Raw genomic sequence first — 18,721 nt, 5'->3', positions numbered from 1 at the left:
TCACGGTTGACTAGGTCCGCTTTGGGTCGATAGCGGCCAGTCGCGAAAGGCTGCTTACGACCCAAAGCTGACACAGAGCTCATCCGCAATCTTCGTGGGAGCAGTTTTAGCCGCGAACACCGGCACTGCAAACCACCTGGCAGCGACCAACCATTGCCCTGTCACTCGACAGCAACTTGGCCGATAGCCAGCACCTGGAGGTTGGGTAGCCCGGAGGATGTCCACTTTCGGCCAGCAACGCCCAGCCTCCTGAGCCACTTCAAATAACTGATTGTTGAAGTTATCAGGGTCCGAAAAAACTCATTCGGTCGAAGGGGCAGATACTTTGCCGCCCAAGCGGATTAGTTCATTGGAGAAGCACAGTCCGATGATGATCAGTGCCGCTCCCACGTACAGGCTTTCGCGCGGTACCTCATTGAGCACCACAAATGCCAGCAGCGCGGCGAACAGGGGTTCGGTCAGCTCCAGCGCCTGCGCCTGCACTTGTGATGGTTTGAGATACTCGATGGCCTTGGTGGTGCAGAAGAAACCCAGGACTGTCGGCAGCGTGGCCAGCGCCAGCAGTACAGCGATCGCCAGCAGCGACAGCTCTCCTGTCACGAAACCATCGGCCGCAGCCGGCATCAGCAGGTACAGGCTGCCAAAGAACAACAATTGTCGGGTGAAATGCAGCCCTCCCGATACCCCCATCCTTTTCATGGCAACCGAAAAGGCCCCGTAGCCACATCCACCAATCGAAGCAAGCATTGCGCCTTGCAGCGTGAAGCCTTGTCCCAGGTCGGCGCCAAAAATCACCGTAATACCGGCGATGGCCAAGCCGGCGCCAACCATTGCGTTGGCGGTAATGGGGTCATGAAGGACCATGCGTCCAAAGAGAATCGACGATATGGAGGCGCTCGCCATCAGAATGACGACGACGCCCGCCGCCGCGTAATGGCTATAGGCCGAGGTTTCAAAGTGGAACAACACGAAAATGCCGAGAAAGGCACAAATGGCTGCGTGAAACCACTTGGCAGTGGTCGCGGGTCGCTTGAGAAACAGGAGCAGGACTGACAGTAGCAGGCAGCCGAGAACTGTCTTAATTAAGGCGATGCTGCTGGAGTTGAACCCACTGTTCATCAACACCTTGCTAAGTACGCCGATTGTCGCATTCAGGGCTGCGGCGCAGAGTGCAAAGAGGACGCCTTTGCCAAAATAGGATTGCATTAGTACATTCCTTGTCACGGGTCTTTAGAGTACGGAGAGGTCTTGCTGACATAGGGCCACGCGCTTCGAACGCGAGCTCGCTGTTTTACGTATTTCTTGAGCCATTACGGCCGGCCTGCTTTAGTGGAGAAACTGATCCTTGACGTAGTGCACCGTCTTCTCCAACGTGCGCGCCATATCGGGATGAGTTAACTGATACTTGCGTTCCAATTGCTCGCTATCACTCATGTCGAAGCGCTGCGTCTGGATGAAGTCCAATGACTCGTCGCTGATCGCAAATCGTGCTGCCAGCCCGGGAATCGTCAAAAGCCACCTGAGCAACCTTATCGGTACATGCCGGCGGGGCGCCTTGACCTCCAGCGTTTTTGCGATCTGCTCAAGCATCCCCTGCAGGCTCAATGTGTATTCATAGAGCGCCAGCGCCTGCCGGTTGGCCATCGAGGGATCGAACGCCACATAGGTCATCATCGCCACCAGGTAGTCAACGCTGACTAATGGCAACCAGTGCCTGGGGGAACCGGGGACCGCTTTGAACCGACCTTGTGCCAGATTTCGAATGAGTGCGACCAGAGGTTGTCCCTCCAGTATGTGCCCACTCTCGCTGTGGCCACACACCGTAGCAGGATGAACGATCGTGTAGTCCGCGCCCGCATCCTGCATATAACGGATGACTGCAAAATGTGACTCGATCTTGCTTCCTTCGTAACCACCTACACGGCCGTAGACTTTGTGCCAACTTGTGTTTTCAGGGCACTCTATATCAACACCGATACTGGCAAGGTGGTTAAGGTTTTTCAGCATAAAGCCGCCCACCATCAGCAATCGGATGCTCTGGCTCGCCGCAAGCTTGGCGACCCTCAGCGCCCCAAGCACATTGACTGATTGGGCGCGCTCCATTGTCAGCCCCCAGGAAAACTCCGCTGCGAGGTGGAAGATCACAGAGGTCGAAGACACGCACTGCTTGTCCGCTTCGCTGAGCCCAAGCCCCTCTATGCTGATGTCGCCCTCAACGGCATGGATATAGGCGGGATTACCACCCAGTTGACCTACCTGTTTTCTAAGACGCTCAATGTTGCCAGGGGTGCGCATAAGCACCCAGGTCTTGTACCCTGCAGCAGTAAGACGGGCCAGTAAATGTTGCCCCACAAATCCACTGCCGCCTGTGACGAAGCATTCCACGCTCATGCCTGATCCCTTGTTTGGATAATGGGTGCAGGCTAAGGTGTAGAGCACGCTCTACAGTCAAGGAGTTTTTAGTGTGAACGTTGGAGAATTAGAGCGCCGCAGTGGCGTCGGTCGGCATACATTGCGCTATTACGAACAGCTCGGGCTTATCGTGGCACAACGACAAGCCAACAATTACCGCAGTTACAGCGATCAGACGGTTGTTGACCTGGCCTTTATTCAGAGCGCCCAGAGTGGCGGTTTTTCCCTCGCTGAGATTGGAGAAATTCTTGCAGCCAAGCGAGGCAATAAGATCGATTGCGCGCAAGGCGCAGCTTTAGTTGCCAGCAAGATGGTCGAAATTCAAGCGAAAATCGCCACCCTTCAAGCCGCTTATGTCTTTCTGAACGCAGAGCATGCGAAGCTTGAAGCCAGTGCCATTGCCAACGGTCTGATTACTCCCTTAGCTGCACATCTGCATGCCTCTACGCCATAACCTCCCGGCAAGGCCATTCGCAAGACCAGTTGCTTCCAGGCCTTCACAGGCCTGCCGGGAAACCTTGCGGCCAATCAGCCAATTACTGCCGGTGTCGAATGGTCGCTATGGGTCGGATAGCGACGGTCATACCTCGACCGCCGCTGTAAGTTGTCAGACCTCCGTCTGCTCCGCCATCTCCAATGCGTCATCGACCTCAATGCCCAGGTATAGCTTTTACCCAAGCTTTGACGATTCGGGCGTATTGCCGGGTAGAGAGTTGCAGTGAGGCGTGTAGCCGGCTTGGAAAAAGGCAATCCTCGCTATGGAGATGGGCTTGATGTATCCAGGCCTCCAGAGCCACCCGCGTTTGCTCAGTAATCTCAAACTGCACGGGGCGCTGGGTTTTCTGCTGCATCACTATTGCTCGCGATGACACGTGCTCCCCATGCGCAACGTCGCGTACACGAAGCTTGGTCAAATCGCAGGCTCGTAGCTTGCTGTCGATGGCCAGATCGAAGAGAGCTAAATCACGAGTTTCCTCCGCGATTTGGAGCCTTACCCGAATGGCCCAGATATCTTTGAGTCGGAGCGGGGCTTTCTGCCCGACCAATTTTCCTTTGTTCCAAGGTTGATGGCTGCCGGTCGTAATGGTGTTCATGGCTTGTCCTCCACGTGAGGGAGGACAAGGATGGTCATTCCGATCCAGGGGCGCTAACCGACCCAAAGCTACCCGAGGGACAGTCAGCAGTGCTGACCTAAGCAGACATTTCGTCTTATGTCTCAATCATTCATGATGCTGCTCTGGAAAGTGCGAAAGTTAATAAATTTATGTTTGATCAATACTTGAAACGATGGGAGCTGACCATCGACGGTGATGCTTTCGCCTCGCTGAATGGACATCTACTGCCCGTTCGCCACCACGGCCTGCCAGCCATGCTCAAAATCTCGCAAGCGCTAGAAGAGCAAGCAGGCAACCTGCTTATGGCTTGGTGGGACGGTGAAGGAGCAGCTCCCGTGCTGGCACATGACGGTGAGGCCTTACTCATGGAGCGGGCGAACGGCTCGGTCTCCCTTGGGCACATGGTGAGCTGCGGCCAGGACGACGAGGCTACTCGTATTATCTGTGCGGTGGTCCGCCGCCTCCACATCCCTCGTACAAAACCGCTACCTGCTTTGGTCCCCCTGGTTAAACGGTTCGAAGCCTTATGGAGCGCAGCGGCAACGCACAGAGGTGTATTTGAACAAAGCGCAGAAACCGCCCGCCAACTTTTTAGGTGCCCTCGCGAAGTCACGGTACTGCATGGCGATATCCATCACGGAAATGTCTTGGACTTTGGCCCCAAGGGATGGCTCGCTATCGATCCTAAGGGACTGTACGGTGAGCGCGGCTTCGATTACGCGAATATTTTCTGCAATCCGGATATCAAAAGCGCTTTGGCTCCAGGTTGTTTCGAGCGCCGTATAGGGGTCGTGGCACAAGCTTCCGAAATTGATCGCCGCAGGTTGTTGCAATGGGTGCTCGCCTGGACCGGGTTGTCAGCAGCCTGGATGCTCGAGGACGACATTGATCCGAATGTACCCCTTGAGGTGGCGAAGCTTGCAGCGTTGGCGCTCGGTTTGTGAGTTTTACGGTAGGGCGAGGCCAGTGACGTTTCACAAATCAGAGAGCGGTCGACACAGGAAAGCCCTGTACTGATAATCAACGTCTCACAGGGATGCCCAGGAACGAATGTCATGGACTGTCTTCCGACGCTGATCACCGATCGGCTGGTTCTCACCCCTCTCCAATTGGAGGATTCACCCATCATTCAGGAGCTATTCCCCTGCTGGGAGGTGGTTCGCTACCTGGATCGTCGTGTCCCATGGCCGTATCCAGAAGACGGGGCGCTGGTTTATGTCCGAGATATCGCCCTGCCTGCTATGGCAGCAGGTCGTGAAAGGCACTGGATGATCCGCATGCGCAGCGATGCTGGCTGCACCCTGGGTAGCATCAGTTTGTATGATCAGCCTGGAAACAACAGAGGCTTCTGGCTCGCACCACAGTGGTGGGGAAAGGGCTACATGCGTGAGGCATGCCGGATTATCAATGCCTATTGGTTCGAGACACTGTCGCGTCCGGTCATGCAGGTTCCCAAAGCTGTTGCCAACGACGCATCTCGCAGGGTCTCGAAACATGAGGGTATGCGCTTGGTAGACGTGCGGGCAGGAGAATTTGTATCTGGACTGATGGAGGTCGAAATATGGGAGATGACTCGTGCTGACTGGTTAGAAAGGTCAATTGCCGGCCGCTAGTTTTTATGCACTCAGTCGCCGCCAGCTGAGCAGTTGGGTGACGGTCTGATTGATGGGGATAGACCACTCGCGCGAATGCCAGTCATAGGTCGATTCCGTGATGCCATAAGTGGTGGTGCAGCCTTGGCGAGTGATGCAACCCGTGCCACCGCAGCGGCGTTAAAGAACGGGTGCAAAACGTAAGCATTTTCCCGATTGTCCAGAAAACCTCACCTACACTGCTTCAAGTTCGATGAAGGCGGCCATGCTGCAAAGCAGCGGCCTACCGGCAGTCTCTTGCCCACAGGAGATCCTCATGGATGCCATTGATGGATTGATGACTCGGATGGTCACCTGTCTGAAGCCTTGCCTGCTAGTCACAGCCATTGCCGCTTGTACTGTCGTCACCGCGCAGGCAGCAACCGAACCCTTGGGCGGGCAACCCCCAGCGGGAGCCACCCCTTCGGTGAAGGACTTCGACTACCAGATCAAGTACCAGCGTGCGTTCGAAGCCATCCTCTGGAACATGCCGGCGATTGCCATCTATTCCTTCCGCCGTGCTGCCGAAAAGGATCTTGGCTACAAGGACAATGACATCATTGCCTACTCGGCAACGGCTAGCCCACAACTTGAAGCCATTACTGCCAATAGCACCACGCCTTACATCGCAGCCTACACGGACCTGCGCAAAGGCCCTGTGGTGCTGGAAATCCCGGCAGCCTCTGCGGACGGTAGCCTTTATGGCCAGGTGGTGGATGCCTGGCAACTCACCATCGCCGATGTAGGCCCGGCAGGGCTCGACAAAGGCAAAGGTGGCAAGTACCTGTTCACGGCACCTGATTACAAGGGTGAGGTACCCAAGGGTTATATCCATGTGGCCTCGCCTAACTACCGTATCGCCCTGGCGTTTCGCTCGGTGCCGCCCGCGGGCAAGACCGCCAAGGACGCCTACGAATACGCCAAGCGCCTGCGCATGTATTACCTGGCTGAAGCCAAGTCGCCACCGCAGCAGAAGTTCATCGACCCAGCCCATGAGCGCTACCCGACGCTGCCGTTCTACGACGAACGTCACTTCGAAGACATGCACGCGATCATGAGCGTGGAGCCAGTGCGCGAACACGACAAGGTCATGATGGGCATGCTGTCGTCCCTGGGCATCGTCAAGGGCAAACCTTTCGCACCGGACGAAACCGCCAAGAAGGCCATGCACCAGGCCGCCATCGATGCCTGGTTCTTCCTCCAGCAATGGTTCGACACCGAGATGTCCAAGCGCGTGTACTGGCCGGATCGGCACTACGTCTCGCTGTTGCAGCCGGATGCCAACCACAAGTTCACGTTCATCTACGATGATCGCATCGACCTGCTCGAACGGGCAGCGGAGTACTTCTGGTGCACCTACATGCCTAAAGTCCTCAGCGCCTCGCCGGCGACGTCGTACCAGATGGCGATGGCCGACAAGGACGGCAAACCACTGGAAGCCGGCCAGCTCTACAAGCTCGATGTACCCAAGGACATGCCGGTCAAGCAGTTCTGGGCGCTGACCGTATATGACCGCGCCACGTTCTCGTTCATCTACAGCGACAGCAACCGCACCACGTTGTCGTCGTTCGACGTTGACAAGATGAAGAAGAATGCCGATGGCGGCGTGACGATCTATGTCGGGCCGACGGCCCCGCAAGGCGAGGAAGCCAACTGGATTCCCACCTCCGGCAAGCGCCCATTGCCGGCCATGCGCTTCTACGGTCCCACCGAAGCGTTCAACAACAAGACTTTCAAGTTGCCCGACTTCGAACGGGTAATCCCCTGAGCACTGCCTACAACCTTGGAAAACCAAACCACAGGGGCTGGCCCGCTGGCCCAAGGAGACTTGATGAAACCCATGGTGCTTGGAGCAGCCCTGCTTTCGCTTGCCGTGCCGGCCTTCGCACAGATCCCCGACAAGCTGGCGGAAGATGCCTACATCTATGGTTACTCCATGGACGAGGCCTACAAGTTCTTCTATGAGACGGCAGTCAAGACCAACACGCCGCTCAATCGCTTTCAGAACATCCGCCACCTGGCCGATGACACCTACGTCGATCACCCGACCATCAACAATGACACGCTGCACTTGATGGGCTGGCTGGATATCGCCGCAGAACCCGTGATCGTCAGCGTTCCGGACATGGAAAAAGGTCGTTACTGGATCCTGCACACCATGGACATGGGCCATTACACGACGTCCATGATCGGCTCCCGCACGCGGGACACCAAAGGCGGCCACTTCATGTTCGCCTCACCCCAGTGGAAGGGCACGGTGCCCGATAGTGTCACCGAAGTGATCCGTGTCGAGTCCAACCTGGTTAAATTGATGGGCAGGATCATGTCCACCGGGCCTGAGGACCAGAAAAAGGCGCTTGCCTACATGGATGACTGGAACGTCCGTACGCTTTCGGCCTACCTGGGCGAGCCCGGCCCAAAAGCCAAGCAGCGCACTTACCCCGACCCAGCCAAGACCAATTGGCTGCAACGGGTGAACTTCGTGCTGTGTGACGGCAACATGGGCCAGGCCGACAAGAAATGGCTCGACCAGTACAAGTCAGTCGGCGTCGAACCCTGCAAAGAAAACTTCACCAAGGAGCAGCTGGCAGCTGCGAAGAAGGGTGAGGAACTGGGCATGAAGCACATCAAGGACCTCGCTCCGAAGATGACCGACGCCGGCAAGCTGCTGGGCACCCGCGAGCAGTTGGGTGACGGCCCCCGTGACCTGTTCGCCGAGGGCACCTACATCGGCCAGTGGGGGCTGCCCCCAGATGAAAGTATCTACCTGCGCACCGAGACCGCTGCCGACGGTAAGCCGATCAATGGTGCCAATGGTAAGTCGTACGCCATGCACTTCAAGGCGCCCGAGGTCAGCCAGTTCTGGTCCTTTACCGTCTACGCCTCAGACAACCGCCTGATGGCCCACAACGCCATCAATCGCCATAGCCGCGGCGACCGCACACTCAAACCGGATGCCAATGGCGAATACACCATTGAGCTGAGCGCCAAGGGTGAAGAGAGCAACCCCAATTACCTGCCAATTCCCGAAAAGGATGCCTACATTGTCTTGAGGTTGTATGGCCCGAGCAAGGCAGTGCAAGGCGGCGGGTACAAGTTCCCGCCCGTCGAAGTGACCTCGCACTGATTCGTGCGGAGGGTATTGCATTCTCTGGTAAAGGCTTCTGAGGGTGCGCTCAGGAGCCGTTGAGTTACGCAGACGTCTTCGGGCCTGCCCCTTTCACACCTTGATTGCTCCCTTGACGCAAAAGAAACTTTTTCTAAACACGCAAATTAACCCCCGCCCCAGCTGACTGCTGGAGGCGTCTTGTGTGATCAGGGTTAGCCGTTATCAACCCAGAGCTGCCGGTCAGCAAGGATAGCATCAGGCCAGAACGCTGGAAGACGCTGTGCGTACGCACCGCAAGAGCATGCACCACTGCAATCATCAGGTGCTGGTGCGAAGCCACCTAGCGCGTGCAAGATACTTTCAGCACAGGCAGGGGCCAACATTATCTTCCGGGCAGCTTTTACAACACAGGCGCTACGATGAAAGAACACGCATACGCTGTTACCGTAAACTGGACGGGAAACACGGGTGAAGGTACTTCCAGCTATACGTCCTACCAGAGGGACTTCACTGTAGAAGGCCTGGGCAAGCCACAAATCCTCGGCTGCGCCGACCCGGCCTTTCGCGGCAATTCCAATCGTTGGAACCCAGAAGACATGTTGCTGGCCTCGATCTCGGCCTGCCATAAACTGTGGTATCTCCATTTGTGTGCGGTCAACAATGTGAACGTGCTGGAGTACGTCGACTACCCAGTGGCCCGGATGGTTGAGGGCGATGCACAGCAAAAGGGGCATTTCAAGGACGCAGAGTTGCGGCCTCAGATCGTCATCAGCAGCCAATCGGATATCGACCTCGCGATGCGTCTGCATGACGATGCTCATCATGAGTGCTTCATTGCCAACTCGGTCAACTTCCCCATCAAATGCAGGGCTGTCATTCACCATCAGCGCTAGATTCCCAGTGGGTCAGCAAGCTGGCGCATGCCACCGTGCCCGGTATCGCGCCAAGCAACGTTAATGCAGCGCTAATCGACTTCGCTTACACTCGCCGCATGAACCGCTTCTTGCGACTGGTTACCCTCTTCTTGCTGGTTATCGCGCTTCCTTTCAACGGGATGGCGGGTATCGACTCACCTATAGAACCGTGCCCCATGCAGGCCATGGGTATGCAAATGATGGCCGGCATGGCGCACGACTGCTGCCAGGAGCAAGATCAGGGCAAGTCCTCCCATCACGACACCAAAACCTGCAAGGTCGGCCAGGAATGTCGAACGGCGACTGCGCTCCAGGTCAGCATGCTGGAGCCTGTGTTGACCTTCGCTACCTCGCACCCTGCCGATACCTATACCGAAAGCCTGGTAGCCAGCGCCCAGCCTGACCACTGGCGCCCTCCTCGGGCCTGATTCCTTCGTAAACCTCACACGATTGTTCTGCCTTGGCGGCCGAACGATGGCATGCGCGTGCGCGCTGGTTTTTTCGAGGAATCATGCTCATGACTCCCCTACGTTTGCATTCAGGACGGACGCTTGCGCTCGGCCTGGTAATCCTGCTGCCGACGCTATCGGCGCAGGCCGCTTCATTTTCATTGGACGATGCGCTGCAACTGGCAGAGCGCAATGCCCCTTCGCTTCAGGCACGCCAGGAGCAGGTGTCGGCGACACGCAGCGCGATCCTGCCTGCGGGTGAACTGCCCGACCCTCGGCTGAATCTCGGGCTGCAGAACCTGCCGGTGGACGGCAGTGATCGCTGGAGCACAAGCCGAGACTTCATGACCATGCAGGTGGTTGGCCTGTCCCAGGACGTGCCCAACAGAGACAAACGCAAGGCACGGGTCGAAACCGCGCGGGCAGCGGTTGAACGCGCCGATGCCGAGGTGGTTCTGGAGCGTCAAAACGTACGCGCAGCGACGGCACAGGCGTGGCTGGCGGCCTACACGGTGCAGCGAAAGCTGCAGCAATTCGACGAATTCTACAAAGAGAATCAGCTGCTGACTTCGGCCGTCCACGCCCGCCTGGCCGGCGGAGGCGGTGCAGCAACCGATGCACTTGCTCCAAACCAGGAAATGGCTCAGTTGGACGCGCAGAAAGACCTGCTGCTAAGCCAGGCGAGCCAGGCGCGAGCCGCCCTCAAACGCTGGACCGGCCAGGACGCAGATGTGCAAGCACGCGCATTTCCTCAGTGGGCGGTAAATGCAACTGACTACCTGCATGCGCTACACGCCCACCCTGCGCTGGCGGTTTATGGCGCCATGAGCCGAGAAGCCGAAGCCCAGGTGCATCAGGCGCAAGCCGAGAAGAAGTCTGACTGGGGTTGGCAACTGGACTACCAACGGCGCGGGCCGGCATTCAGCAACATGGTGAGTGTGCAGGTCAGTTTTCAATTGCCCTTGTTCACAGGCTCTCGGCAAGACCCGATGATCGCCGCCCGGCGTGCACAAGTGCGCCAGCTGGAGGACGAGCAAGACGCGGCCCTGCGGGAGCATACCGCGCAGCTGGAGGCAGACATGGCTGAATACCAGCGCCTGCAGCGTGCAGTGGCGCGAAGCCGAGACACCCTGCTACCGCTCGCCGAGGCACGCGTGCGTTTGGCATTGGCAGATTACCGAGCAGGCAAATCGGCCTTGAGTGAAGTGCTCGCGGCGCGGCGGCAACGGGTAGACGCGCGGTTACAGGACTTAGACCTGCAAGGCCAACTGGCAGCGACAGCGGCACGTTTGCATTTCGCGTACGGCGAGGTTCGGGCATGAAAAGTACGTCTATCGGTCTGATCGCAGCCGTTGCATTGGCTCTGGGTGGCAGTGCGGGCTATTGGTTGGCAGCACGCGGGCAAAGTGCCAAGGCGCCGAGTTCAGAGGAGCAAAAGGCACTTTACTGGTACGACCCGATGTACCCGCAGCAACACTTTTCCGCACCAGGCAAGTCGCCCTTCATGGATATGCAGCTGGTGCCGAAATACGCGGGAGGCACCCTGGATGACACACGGCCCGCTGTGCAGATTACGCCAGGTATCCAGCAGAACCTTGGGGTCAGGCTGGCGACAGTTACCCAGGGTCGCCTTGAGCGCACACTGCAGGTCAGCGGCGTACTGGCCTTCGACGAGCGCGACTTCAGTGTGCTGCAAGCGCGAACCGCAGGGTTCGTCGAACGCACTTACGGGCGCGCCACAGGTGATGCAGTGACCAAGGGGGCACCGCTGGCCGATGTACTTGCGCCAGAATGGGTAGGGTTGCAAGAAGAGTTTCTGGCGCTGCGCCGTTCGGGTGATGCCGGCCTGCAGGCAGCCGCCCGCCAGCGCCTGTTGCTGGCGGGAATGCCGGCGACGTTGATTGACCGGGTCGCACGCAGTGGCAAGGTGCAGGCCCTGGTGACATTGGTTGCCCCCACCGCCGGTGTCATCCAGGCGCTGGAGCTACGCCCAGGCATGACCGTACTACCTGGCGCTACCCTGGCGCGCATCAACGGTGTGACCAACGTCTGGCTTGAGGCAGCAGTACCTGAAGCTCAGGCTCAGGGCTTGCGTGAAGGCTTGGCAGTGCAAGCCGAACTGCCCGCCTATCCCGGCCATGCATTGACCGGCAAGCTGACAGCGCTGCTGGCCGATGCGGACCTGCAAAGCCGTACCTTGCGGCTGCGCATCGAGCTGCCCAACCTCGAGGGTCGATTGCGCCCTGGCATGACCGCCCAGGTCACCCTGCATCCAGTTGGGCAAGCCGATGACAGCTTGCTGATACCTGCCGAGGCCGTGATCCGTACCGGTAAACGCAATGTGGTGATGCTTGCCGAAGATCAAAGCCACTTCCGCCCGATCGAAGTGGTACTGGGCCAGGAAAGCGGCGGCCAGGTCGCCGTGCTGCAAGGGCTGCAGGCAGGCCAGCGGGTAGTGGCGTCGGGGCAATTTCTTATTGACTCCGAGGCCAGCCTCAAGGGCATCGAGGCTGCAACTGCGCAAGAGACCCCACTGGTACCTGCACAACCGCCGCTGCACGAGGCAGACGGGCAAATTGTGCAGATAGACGGCAAGCAGCTCACCATCGCCCATGGCCCTTTCATCACCTTGGGCATGCCTGGAATGACCATGACCTTCCCGGTGGCCGACTCCGTGATGCTCGCCGGGCTGAAAGTGGGTAGTCGCATTCACTTTGGTATCCGCGAACGTGACGAAGGCATGGTGATCGAGCAGATCGGTGCGCAGGAGAGTCAGCCATGATTGCGCAACTGATACGCTGGTCGGTGGGCAACCGGGTGCTGGTTCTGTTCGCCACGTTGTTTTTGGTGGCCTGGGGCGTGCTCTCGGTGCGTAGCCTGCCAATCGACGCGTTGCCGGACTTGTCGGACGTGCAAGTCATCATTCGCACCTCCTACCCTGGGCAAGCGCCACAGATTGTGGAAAACCAGGTGACCTACCCACTGACCACCACCATGCTCTCAGTGCCTGGCGCCAAGACAGTGCGCGGCTTCTCGGCCTTTGGCGACAGCTTCGTCTACGTGTTGTTCGAGGATGGCACCGACCTCTACTGGGCACGCTCGCGGGTCCTGGAGTATCTGAGCCAGGTGCAATCGCGCCTGCCTGCGTCGGCCAAACCCATACTCGGGCCAGATGCCACAGGTGTGGGCTGGATTTATCAATACGCGCTGGTCGACCGCCGTGGTGGTCATGACCTGGCGCAACTGCGCAGCCTGCAGGATTGGTTCTTGCGCTTCGAGCTCAAGACCCTGCCTGATGTCGCCGAAGTGGCGAGTATCGGCGGCATGGTCAAGCAGTACCAAGTGGTGCTCGACCCGTTGCGCCTGGCCACGCTTGGCATTACCCAAGCGCAGGTGACGGATGCCATCGCCAAGGCCAACCAGGAAACCGGCGGGGGTGTCCTTGAGCAAGGTGAGGCGCAATTCATGGTTCGTGCTTCGGGTTACCTGAAGACACTCGATGATTTGCGCGCCATCCCCCTGCGTCTGGCCACCAATGGCGCACCAGTAACGCTTGGCGATGTCGCCACCGTACAGCTTGGGCCAGAGGCGCGCAGAGGGATTGGTGAACTGGATGGCCAGGGCGAGGCCGTGGGTGGTGTGGTCATTTTGCGCAGCGGCAAAAACGCAAGGGAAGCCATTGCCCGCGTCAAGGAAAAACTCGAAGCGTTGAAGAAGGGCCTGCCCGCCGGGGTGGAGCTGGTCACCACCTATGATCGCAGCCAATTGATCGACCGCGCCGTGGACAACCTGAGCCAAAAACTGCTCGAAGAGTTCATCGTGGTCGCACTGGTGTGCGCGGCGTTTCTCTGGCACCTGCGTTCATCACTGGTGGCGATCGTCTCCCTGCCAGTGGGGGTGCTGATTGCACTGATCGTCATGCGCCATCAGGGGATGAACGCCAACATCATGTCACTTGGCGGCATCGCTATCGCTATCGGTGCAATGGTCGACGCGGCAGTGGTAATGATCGAAAACGCACACAAGCATGTCGAGGCCTGGCATGCCCGCAACCCGGGGGGCCAGCTGCAGGGCGAACAACACTGGAAGGTCATGACCGAGGCGGCAGTCGAGGTGGGGCCGGCCCTGTTCTTCAGCCTGATGATCATCACACTGTCGTTCGTTCCGGTCTTTACCTTGCAGGCCCAGGAAGGACGGTTGTTCGCACCGTTGGCGTTCACCAAGACCTACGCCATGGCTGCTGCCGCAGGGCTGGCGGTGACGCTGGTACCGGTGCTGATGGGCTACTGGATTCGCGGCCCGCTGCCAGCGGAGGCGCGCAACCCGCTTAACCGCGGGCTGATTCGGCTGTATCGCCCCGCGCTGGAGGTTGTGTTACGCCGACCACGCATGACGCTGATGGGTGCACTGCTGATCCTCCTCAGCAGCCTGTGGCCATTGAACCATTTAGGCGGGGAGTTTCTACCGCCGTTGGACGAGGGCGACCTGCTGTACATGCCCTCTGCGCTTCCTGGGTTATCCACCCAAAAAGCTTCACAGTTGCTGCAGCGCACCGACCAGCTGATTCGGACCGTGCCCGAGGTGGCCAGCGTATTTGGCAAAGCCGGGCGCGCCGAATCGGCGACCGACCCCGCGCCGCTGGAGATGTTCGAAACCATCGTGCGCCTGAAGCCGAAAGACCAGTGGCGACCGGGTATGACCAGCGAGAAGCTGATTGAAGAGCTCGACCGGACAGTTCAGGTACCAGGGCTGACCAACATCTGGATTCCGCCCATTCGAAACCGGATCGACATGTTGGCTACCGGCATAAAGAGCCCCATTGGCGTGAAAGTGGCTGGCAGCGACCCCGGGCTGATCGATCGCGTGACACTGGCCGTCGAGCGGGCAGCGAAAACGGTGCCCGGCGTGACCTCGGCATTGGCTGAGCGCTTGACTGGCGGGCGCTACATCGACCTCGATATCGACCGTCAGGCGGCAGCGCGCCACGGCCTGAACATCGCAGACGTGCAAGCCATTGTTGCCGGAGCCATCGGTGGTGAAACCATTGGCGAAACGGTTGAAGGGTTGGCGCGCTATCCCATCAGCGTAAGGTACCCACGGGAATGGCGAGACTCCGCCGATGCACTGCGTCAGTTGCCGATCTACACAGCCCAGGGCGGGCAGATCACCCTTGGTACCGTCGCACAGGTGCGCATCACCGATGGTCCACCGATGCTCAAGAGCGAGAACGCCCGCCCTTCGGGCTGGGTTTACATCGACGTACGCGGTCGTGATCTGTCGTCCGTGGTGGCCGACCTGCGCCAAGTGGTAGAGCGCGAGGTGAAGCTTGAACCCGGCATGAGCCTCAGCTACTCCGGCCAGTTCGAGTATCTGGAGCGTGCCAATGCTCGCCTGACGTGGGTGGTACCGGCAACGCTGGCGATCATTTTCGTTCTGCTTTACCTCACCTTCGGCCGTATGGAAGAAGCGCTGCTGATCATGGGTACCTTGCCCTTCGCCCTCACCGGTGGTGTGTGGTTGCTTTATCTGATGGGTTTCAACCTGTCGGTGGCCACGGGTGTCGGCTTCATCGCCTTGGCAGGGGTGGCCGCGGAGTTCGGCGTCATCATGCTGCTCTACCTGAACAACGCCTGGGCCGAGCGCCTAGCCAAAGGCGAGCACACGCAAGCAGCGCTGCTGGACGCGATTGGCGAGGGTGCCGTGCATCGTATTCGCCCCAAAGCCATGACCGTGGCGGTAATTGTCGCAGGGCTGCTGCCGATTCTCTGGAGCGACGGCACCGGCAGCGAAGTGATGGCGCGAATCGCTGTACCGATGGTGGGCGGCATGCTGACTGCACCCTTGCTCTCGCTGTTCGTCATCCCCGCAGCGTACTGGATGATCCGACGCCGACAGGTTGACGGCTTGAAGGTAGGGGCAAGGTGAGGTTCGATTTCCCTATGGAGGGGAGCGCTGCGACGATCGAAGACATCCGCAAGCACTAACCCTCCGGTTGCTCATCCTGTTTGCCAGAACCCAGCAAACAGGATGAGTTTCAAGTGACCTTTGGGTGCAGTCCACGCAGGTGTCGGTCATCTGCACGGCCTGGCAACCGGCTAGGAAAGCCCATTGAGCATGTCCTGAACCTGTTGCGTCGCCTGGCGGGTACTTCGCGCGAGTTTCTTCACTTCATCGGCAACCACCGAAAACCCTCGCCCCACCTCGCCCGCCCTGGCGGCCTCGATGGCCGCATTCAACGCCAGAAGGTTGGTCTGCTCGGCGATACTTCGAATGACGCTGATCATCTGTGCGATACGCTCGTAGCTGGCTTGATTCTGCTGGCGCATCTGCGCTTGGCTGGCCTGGACACTGCGCTCATCGCTGATATCCCGCACAGCCCCGATCACGCGCACCAGCCGCCCTTGCTCGTTTCGCACTGCGCGCCCTCGCTCGCGGCACCAGATATAACCCCGCTGCTTGTGGCGCATGCGGTATTCGAACACGTACTCCGCCGCCTCAACCGGCGCGATGATCGCGGCATCGAAGACGCTCATGATGCCCGGCAGGTCGTCTGGATGAGTGATGTCGACCTGAGATTGCCAGCCATCAGGCAACTCTTCGGATGTATAGCCCATCAGGCAGCGGAACTGGTCGGAAAACCGCATGTGACTGGACGGGTGCCCGACATCGCCATGGGCTACCGAGATATCCCACACCCCTTCGGTAAGCGTGGTCTGCACCAACGCCCAAAGCTGCTGTTGATCCAGTAATACCTGCGCCTGCTGCGCAAGCTCGACACGTCGTGCGTCCAGTTCACGATTGCGCTCGACAAGGCCAGCTTCACGCAGCTCCGCTGCTCGCAAGCTAGCGCGAGCGGCCTCCAGTTCTACCTCTCGGGCTCCCAGCGACACTTCCAGCCGGCGCAACGCCAAAGCACTCTGCTGGCGCTGCGCAACCACCTCGCTCAAACCTTGCAGCACCTCGGGACAACGCGCGAGCAGCGGGTACTCAAAGCGCTGTGGCACCTGCCCCGCTTGGGCCTGGGCCAGTGCCTGGGAAAACGCCTGCATCCAGTGGACTTTCCTGAAAAACATGCACCCGCTCCTGCTGTGGTTTTCGACGTACAGGCGTACGCGCTCTGGACGTCATACAAAAAAACGCCGGCGGGAGGCCGGCGCTCAAATGCAGTACGTATGAAGTAAGAGATCGCCTGGTGAGGCAGCGCCACTATCCTCTACTGCCAGCCCCTATTGCTTGCTTGAACCTGCCAGCCAGCTTGTCCCTGCGTGACTTTCATGCGGTCCACCAGAGCATGCGCATTTGGCGACATGCACCGTGCATCAGCTAATTGCACGCATACTCATGAAGACATGTCCGCCATCGCCGCTTCAGGAGGTTGCCACCATGCTTGACCGGGTCATGGATGCACTGCGAGACAATCCCGAAATCGCTGTATTTCTCGCCATTGCCCTGGGCATCCTGCTCGGCCGTATCAAGCTGGGCAGTTTCCATCTGGGTTCTGTCGCTGGCGCACTGCTGATGGGGCTGCTGATTGGTCAGATCGGCCTGCAAGTGCCCCACGAACTGAAATCGGTATTCTTCGCCTTGTTCATCTATGCGGTCGGCTTCAAGAGTGGGCCGGAATTCTTCGGCAGCCTCAACCGCGGCACGTTCAAGCTGGTCATTCTCTCGCTGGTGCTGTGCGGCACTGCCCTGGCAGTGATTCTGGCGATGAACGCGCTGTACGGCTTCGATGCAGGCTTTACCGCAGGCCTGGGCGCCGGCGCCCTGACGGACACGGCGATCATGGGCACGGCCAGCAGCGCGATCGGCCAATTACCGCTGGACGCGGCAGCCAAGGCCGAGCTCAACAGCCACATGGCTGTAGCCTATGCGATCACCTATGTATTCGGCACCGTCGGGCTGATCGTCTTCGTCGGCAGCCTGGCGCCACGCCTGCTCGGGGTGGACTTGCGCAGCAGCGCCCAGGCGCTGGAGCGTGAACTGGGCATTGAACGCAATGAAGACGCCATCAGCATCCCTTATACCCGCATCGTCGTGCGCGCCCATCGGCTCACGGCCGCCCATGCAGCCGGCACAACCATCGCCGATGTGGAGGCGCTGCACCCGGCGCTGAGCATCGAACGCGTCACCCGCGCCGGGCAACACCTGGAGCGCGACCCGGCATTGCGCCTTGAACGTGACGACATCCTGGGCATATACGCCCTGCGCGATGCTGTGAGCGATCTGCACGGCTGGATAGGCCCGGAAGTGGATCACCCGCAAAGCCTGTCGTTCGCCACCCGCAGCGCCGACATCGTGCTGACCAGCCGCCACCTGGCCGGTCGCAGCCTGCATCAGGTGAAGGCCGCACTTACCGGTTCCGAGCGCATGGGTTGCTTTCTCACGGGCATCACCCGTCAAGGCCTGCCCCTGCCCCTTTTGCCGGAAACCATTCTGCGTCGGGGCGATGTCATCAGCCTTACTGGGCGAGCCAGCAGTGTTGACGCATTGGCCGCGCAACTGGGCCGGATCCGACACGCCAGCTACCGCAGCGATATCGCCATCCATGCGCTGGGCCTGGTTGCCGGTTCACTGGTGGGGCTGCTGTCTACTCACATCGGCATGATTCCAGTGGAACTCGGCATCGGCGGTGGCGTGTTGCTAGCCGGGCTGTTGATCGGTTGGTACAACTCGCGACATCCCGATCTCGGCGCCCTGCCACCTGCCGCACAGTGGGCGTTTTCCGAGTTTGGCCTGACCGCCTTCGGCGCGGTCGTGGGCTTGCTGGCCGGGCCGGCGGCGCTGACGGCGGTCAGGGAACAAGGCATGGCACTGTTGCTGGCAGGCGCACTGGTGACCCTCATTCCGCCGCTGGTCACACTCTACGTTGGCCGCTACGTGCTGCGCTTGCATCCGATGATCCTGTTGGGCGCGCTGGCCGGAGCACAGACCGAAGCGGCCTCGATGAACAAGATCATCGAGCAGTCGGGAAGCAATACCCCAGTCATCGGTTTCACCGTCTGCTATGCCGTCTCCAATGTGCTGCTCGCAGTATGTGGCCCGATCATCATCGCGTTTGCCTGACGCCTCGACTTGCCCGCCGGCAAGT

General features: G+C 59.3%; 13 protein-coding genes and 4 pseudogenes. 11 read left to right on the top strand and 6 right to left on the bottom strand.

What is annotated here, in order from left to right:
• Positions 1 to 300: 300 nt before the first annotated feature.
• Together APH42_RS01195 and APH42_RS01190 are read right to left on the bottom strand one after the other, a co-directional pair.
• Entirely contained in the window at positions 301 to 1,206 is a 906-nt protein-coding gene (locus APH42_RS01195) for a DMT family transporter (protein WP_060492507.1), read from the bottom strand.
• Between the two features lie 120 nt (positions 1,207 to 1,326).
• Positions 1,327 to 2,391: an SDR family oxidoreductase gene (locus APH42_RS01190; RefSeq protein ID WP_060492506.1), complete on the bottom strand. Its 1,065-nt coding sequence runs from the start codon at positions 2,389 to 2,391 to the stop codon at positions 1,327 to 1,329.
• Between the two features lie 73 nt (positions 2,392 to 2,464).
• Here APH42_RS01190 and APH42_RS01185 point away from each other — a divergent pair, with 73 nt between their 5' ends.
• Complete coding sequence (locus tag APH42_RS01185) at positions 2,465 to 2,866, top strand: MerR family transcriptional regulator (RefSeq protein WP_012272655.1); 402 nt, start codon at positions 2,465 to 2,467, stop codon at positions 2,864 to 2,866.
• A gap of 153 nt (positions 2,867 to 3,019) precedes the next feature.
• On the opposite strand, the pseudogene APH42_RS01180 reads toward APH42_RS01185, so the two are convergent.
• Positions 3,020 to 3,506: pseudogene (locus tag APH42_RS01180) on the bottom strand (tyrosine-type recombinase/integrase).
• Between the two features lie 170 nt (positions 3,507 to 3,676).
• Here APH42_RS01180 and APH42_RS01175 point away from each other — a divergent pair.
• A complete protein-coding gene (locus APH42_RS01175; RefSeq protein ID WP_177336835.1) occupies positions 3,677 to 4,471 on the top strand; it encodes an aminoglycoside phosphotransferase family protein in 795 nt (264 codons plus the stop codon).
• Between the two features lie 111 nt (positions 4,472 to 4,582).
• The gene (locus APH42_RS01170) at positions 4,583 to 5,140 is read left to right on the top strand and encodes a GNAT family N-acetyltransferase (protein ID WP_060492503.1); all 558 of its coding nucleotides are present in this window, start codon (positions 4,583 to 4,585) and stop codon (positions 5,138 to 5,140) included.
• A 27-nt stretch (positions 5,141 to 5,167) separates the two neighbouring features.
• Here the strand turns inward: APH42_RS01170 and APH42_RS30750 are convergent.
• A pseudogene (locus tag APH42_RS30750) lies at positions 5,168 to 5,254 on the bottom strand (transporter); the annotation flags it as partial.
• Positions 5,255 to 5,435: 181 nt separating this feature from the next.
• Between APH42_RS30750 and APH42_RS01165 the strand changes: the two are divergent.
• The 7 genes from APH42_RS01165 (at position 5,436) to APH42_RS01135 (ending at position 15,555) form a co-directional block, all read left to right on the top strand.
• The gene (locus APH42_RS01165) at positions 5,436 to 6,926 is read left to right on the top strand and encodes a DUF1254 domain-containing protein (protein WP_082421362.1); all 1,491 of its coding nucleotides are present in this window, start codon (positions 5,436 to 5,438) and stop codon (positions 6,924 to 6,926) included.
• Positions 6,927 to 6,989: 63 nt separating this feature from the next.
• Positions 6,990 to 8,285 carry a DUF1254 domain-containing protein gene (locus APH42_RS01160; protein WP_081336933.1) on the top strand — a complete coding sequence of 432 codons (1,296 nt, stop codon included), beginning with the start codon at positions 6,990 to 6,992 and terminating at the stop codon, positions 8,283 to 8,285.
• 401 nt (positions 8,286 to 8,686) lie between these two features.
• A complete protein-coding gene (locus APH42_RS01155) occupies positions 8,687 to 9,160 on the top strand; it encodes an OsmC family protein (protein WP_012272661.1) in 474 nt (157 codons plus the stop codon).
• 98 nt (positions 9,161 to 9,258) lie between these two features.
• Complete coding sequence (locus APH42_RS01150; RefSeq protein WP_060492555.1) at positions 9,259 to 9,609, top strand: hypothetical protein; 351 nt, start codon at positions 9,259 to 9,261, stop codon at positions 9,607 to 9,609.
• 89 nt (positions 9,610 to 9,698) lie between these two features.
• Entirely contained in the window at positions 9,699 to 10,952 is a 1,254-nt protein-coding gene (locus APH42_RS01145) for a TolC family protein (RefSeq protein WP_060492502.1), read from the top strand.
• Positions 10,949 to 12,412, top strand: coding sequence for an efflux RND transporter periplasmic adaptor subunit (locus APH42_RS01140; RefSeq protein ID WP_060492501.1), 1,464 nt, complete (start codon positions 10,949 to 10,951; stop codon positions 12,410 to 12,412). The genes APH42_RS01145 and APH42_RS01140 overlap by 4 nt, the downstream gene beginning before the upstream one ends.
• Positions 12,409 to 15,555, top strand: a complete 3,147-nt coding sequence (locus tag APH42_RS01135; protein WP_060492500.1) for an efflux RND transporter permease subunit — start codon at positions 12,409 to 12,411, stop codon at positions 15,553 to 15,555. The genes APH42_RS01140 and APH42_RS01135 overlap by 4 nt, the downstream gene beginning before the upstream one ends.
• A 218-nt stretch (positions 15,556 to 15,773) precedes the next feature.
• Here APH42_RS01135 and APH42_RS30745 read toward each other — a convergent pair.
• Positions 15,774 to 15,929: pseudogene (locus APH42_RS30745) on the bottom strand (methyl-accepting chemotaxis protein); the annotation flags it as partial.
• Positions 15,930 to 16,034: 105 nt separating this feature from the next.
• A pseudogene (locus APH42_RS30740) lies at positions 16,035 to 16,244 on the bottom strand (PAS domain-containing protein); the annotation flags it as partial.
• 769 nt (positions 16,245 to 17,013) lie between these two features.
• On the opposite strand from APH42_RS30740, the gene aspT reads away from it, so the two are divergent.
• Positions 17,014 to 18,696, top strand: a complete 1,683-nt coding sequence (aspT, locus tag APH42_RS01125; protein WP_060492498.1) for an aspartate-alanine antiporter — start codon at positions 17,014 to 17,016, stop codon at positions 18,694 to 18,696.
• The last annotated feature ends 25 nt before the right edge of the window (positions 18,697 to 18,721 follow it).

Source organism: Pseudomonas sp. NBRC 111140 (assembly GCF_001320885.1).
Classification (GTDB): domain Bacteria; phylum Pseudomonadota; class Gammaproteobacteria; order Pseudomonadales; family Pseudomonadaceae; genus Aquipseudomonas; species Aquipseudomonas putida_P.
This window is presented reverse-complemented; position numbering and strand designations above follow the sequence as displayed.

Bases quoted from the DNA above. Each gene is read 5' to 3' on its own strand.
- APH42_RS01190 (WP_060492506.1), bottom strand. From the start codon at position 2,391: ATGAGCGTGGAATGCTTCGTCACAGGCGGCAGTGGATTTGTGGGGCAA.
- APH42_RS01145 (WP_060492502.1), top strand. From the start codon at position 9,699: ATGACTCCCCTACGTTTGCATTCAGGACGGACGCTTGCGCTCGGCCTG.
- APH42_RS01160 (WP_081336933.1), top strand. From the start codon at position 6,990: ATGAAACCCATGGTGCTTGGAGCAGCCCTGCTTTCGCTTGCCGTGCCG.
- APH42_RS01175 (WP_177336835.1), top strand. From the start codon at position 3,677: ATGTTTGATCAATACTTGAAACGATGGGAGCTGACCATCGACGGTGAT.
- APH42_RS01140 (WP_060492501.1), top strand. From the start codon at position 10,949: ATGAAAAGTACGTCTATCGGTCTGATCGCAGCCGTTGCATTGGCTCTG.
- APH42_RS01155 (WP_012272661.1), top strand. From the start codon at position 8,687: ATGAAAGAACACGCATACGCTGTTACCGTAAACTGGACGGGAAACACG.
- APH42_RS01150 (WP_060492555.1), top strand. From the start codon at position 9,259: ATGAACCGCTTCTTGCGACTGGTTACCCTCTTCTTGCTGGTTATCGCG.
- APH42_RS01135 (WP_060492500.1), top strand. From the start codon at position 12,409: ATGATTGCGCAACTGATACGCTGGTCGGTGGGCAACCGGGTGCTGGTT.
- APH42_RS01195 (WP_060492507.1), bottom strand. From the start codon at position 1,206: ATGCAATCCTATTTTGGCAAAGGCGTCCTCTTTGCACTCTGCGCCGCA.
- aspT (WP_060492498.1), top strand. From the start codon at position 17,014: ATGCTTGACCGGGTCATGGATGCACTGCGAGACAATCCCGAAATCGCT.
- APH42_RS01170 (WP_060492503.1), top strand. From the start codon at position 4,583: ATGGACTGTCTTCCGACGCTGATCACCGATCGGCTGGTTCTCACCCCT.
- APH42_RS01165 (WP_082421362.1), top strand. From the start codon at position 5,436: ATGGATGCCATTGATGGATTGATGACTCGGATGGTCACCTGTCTGAAG.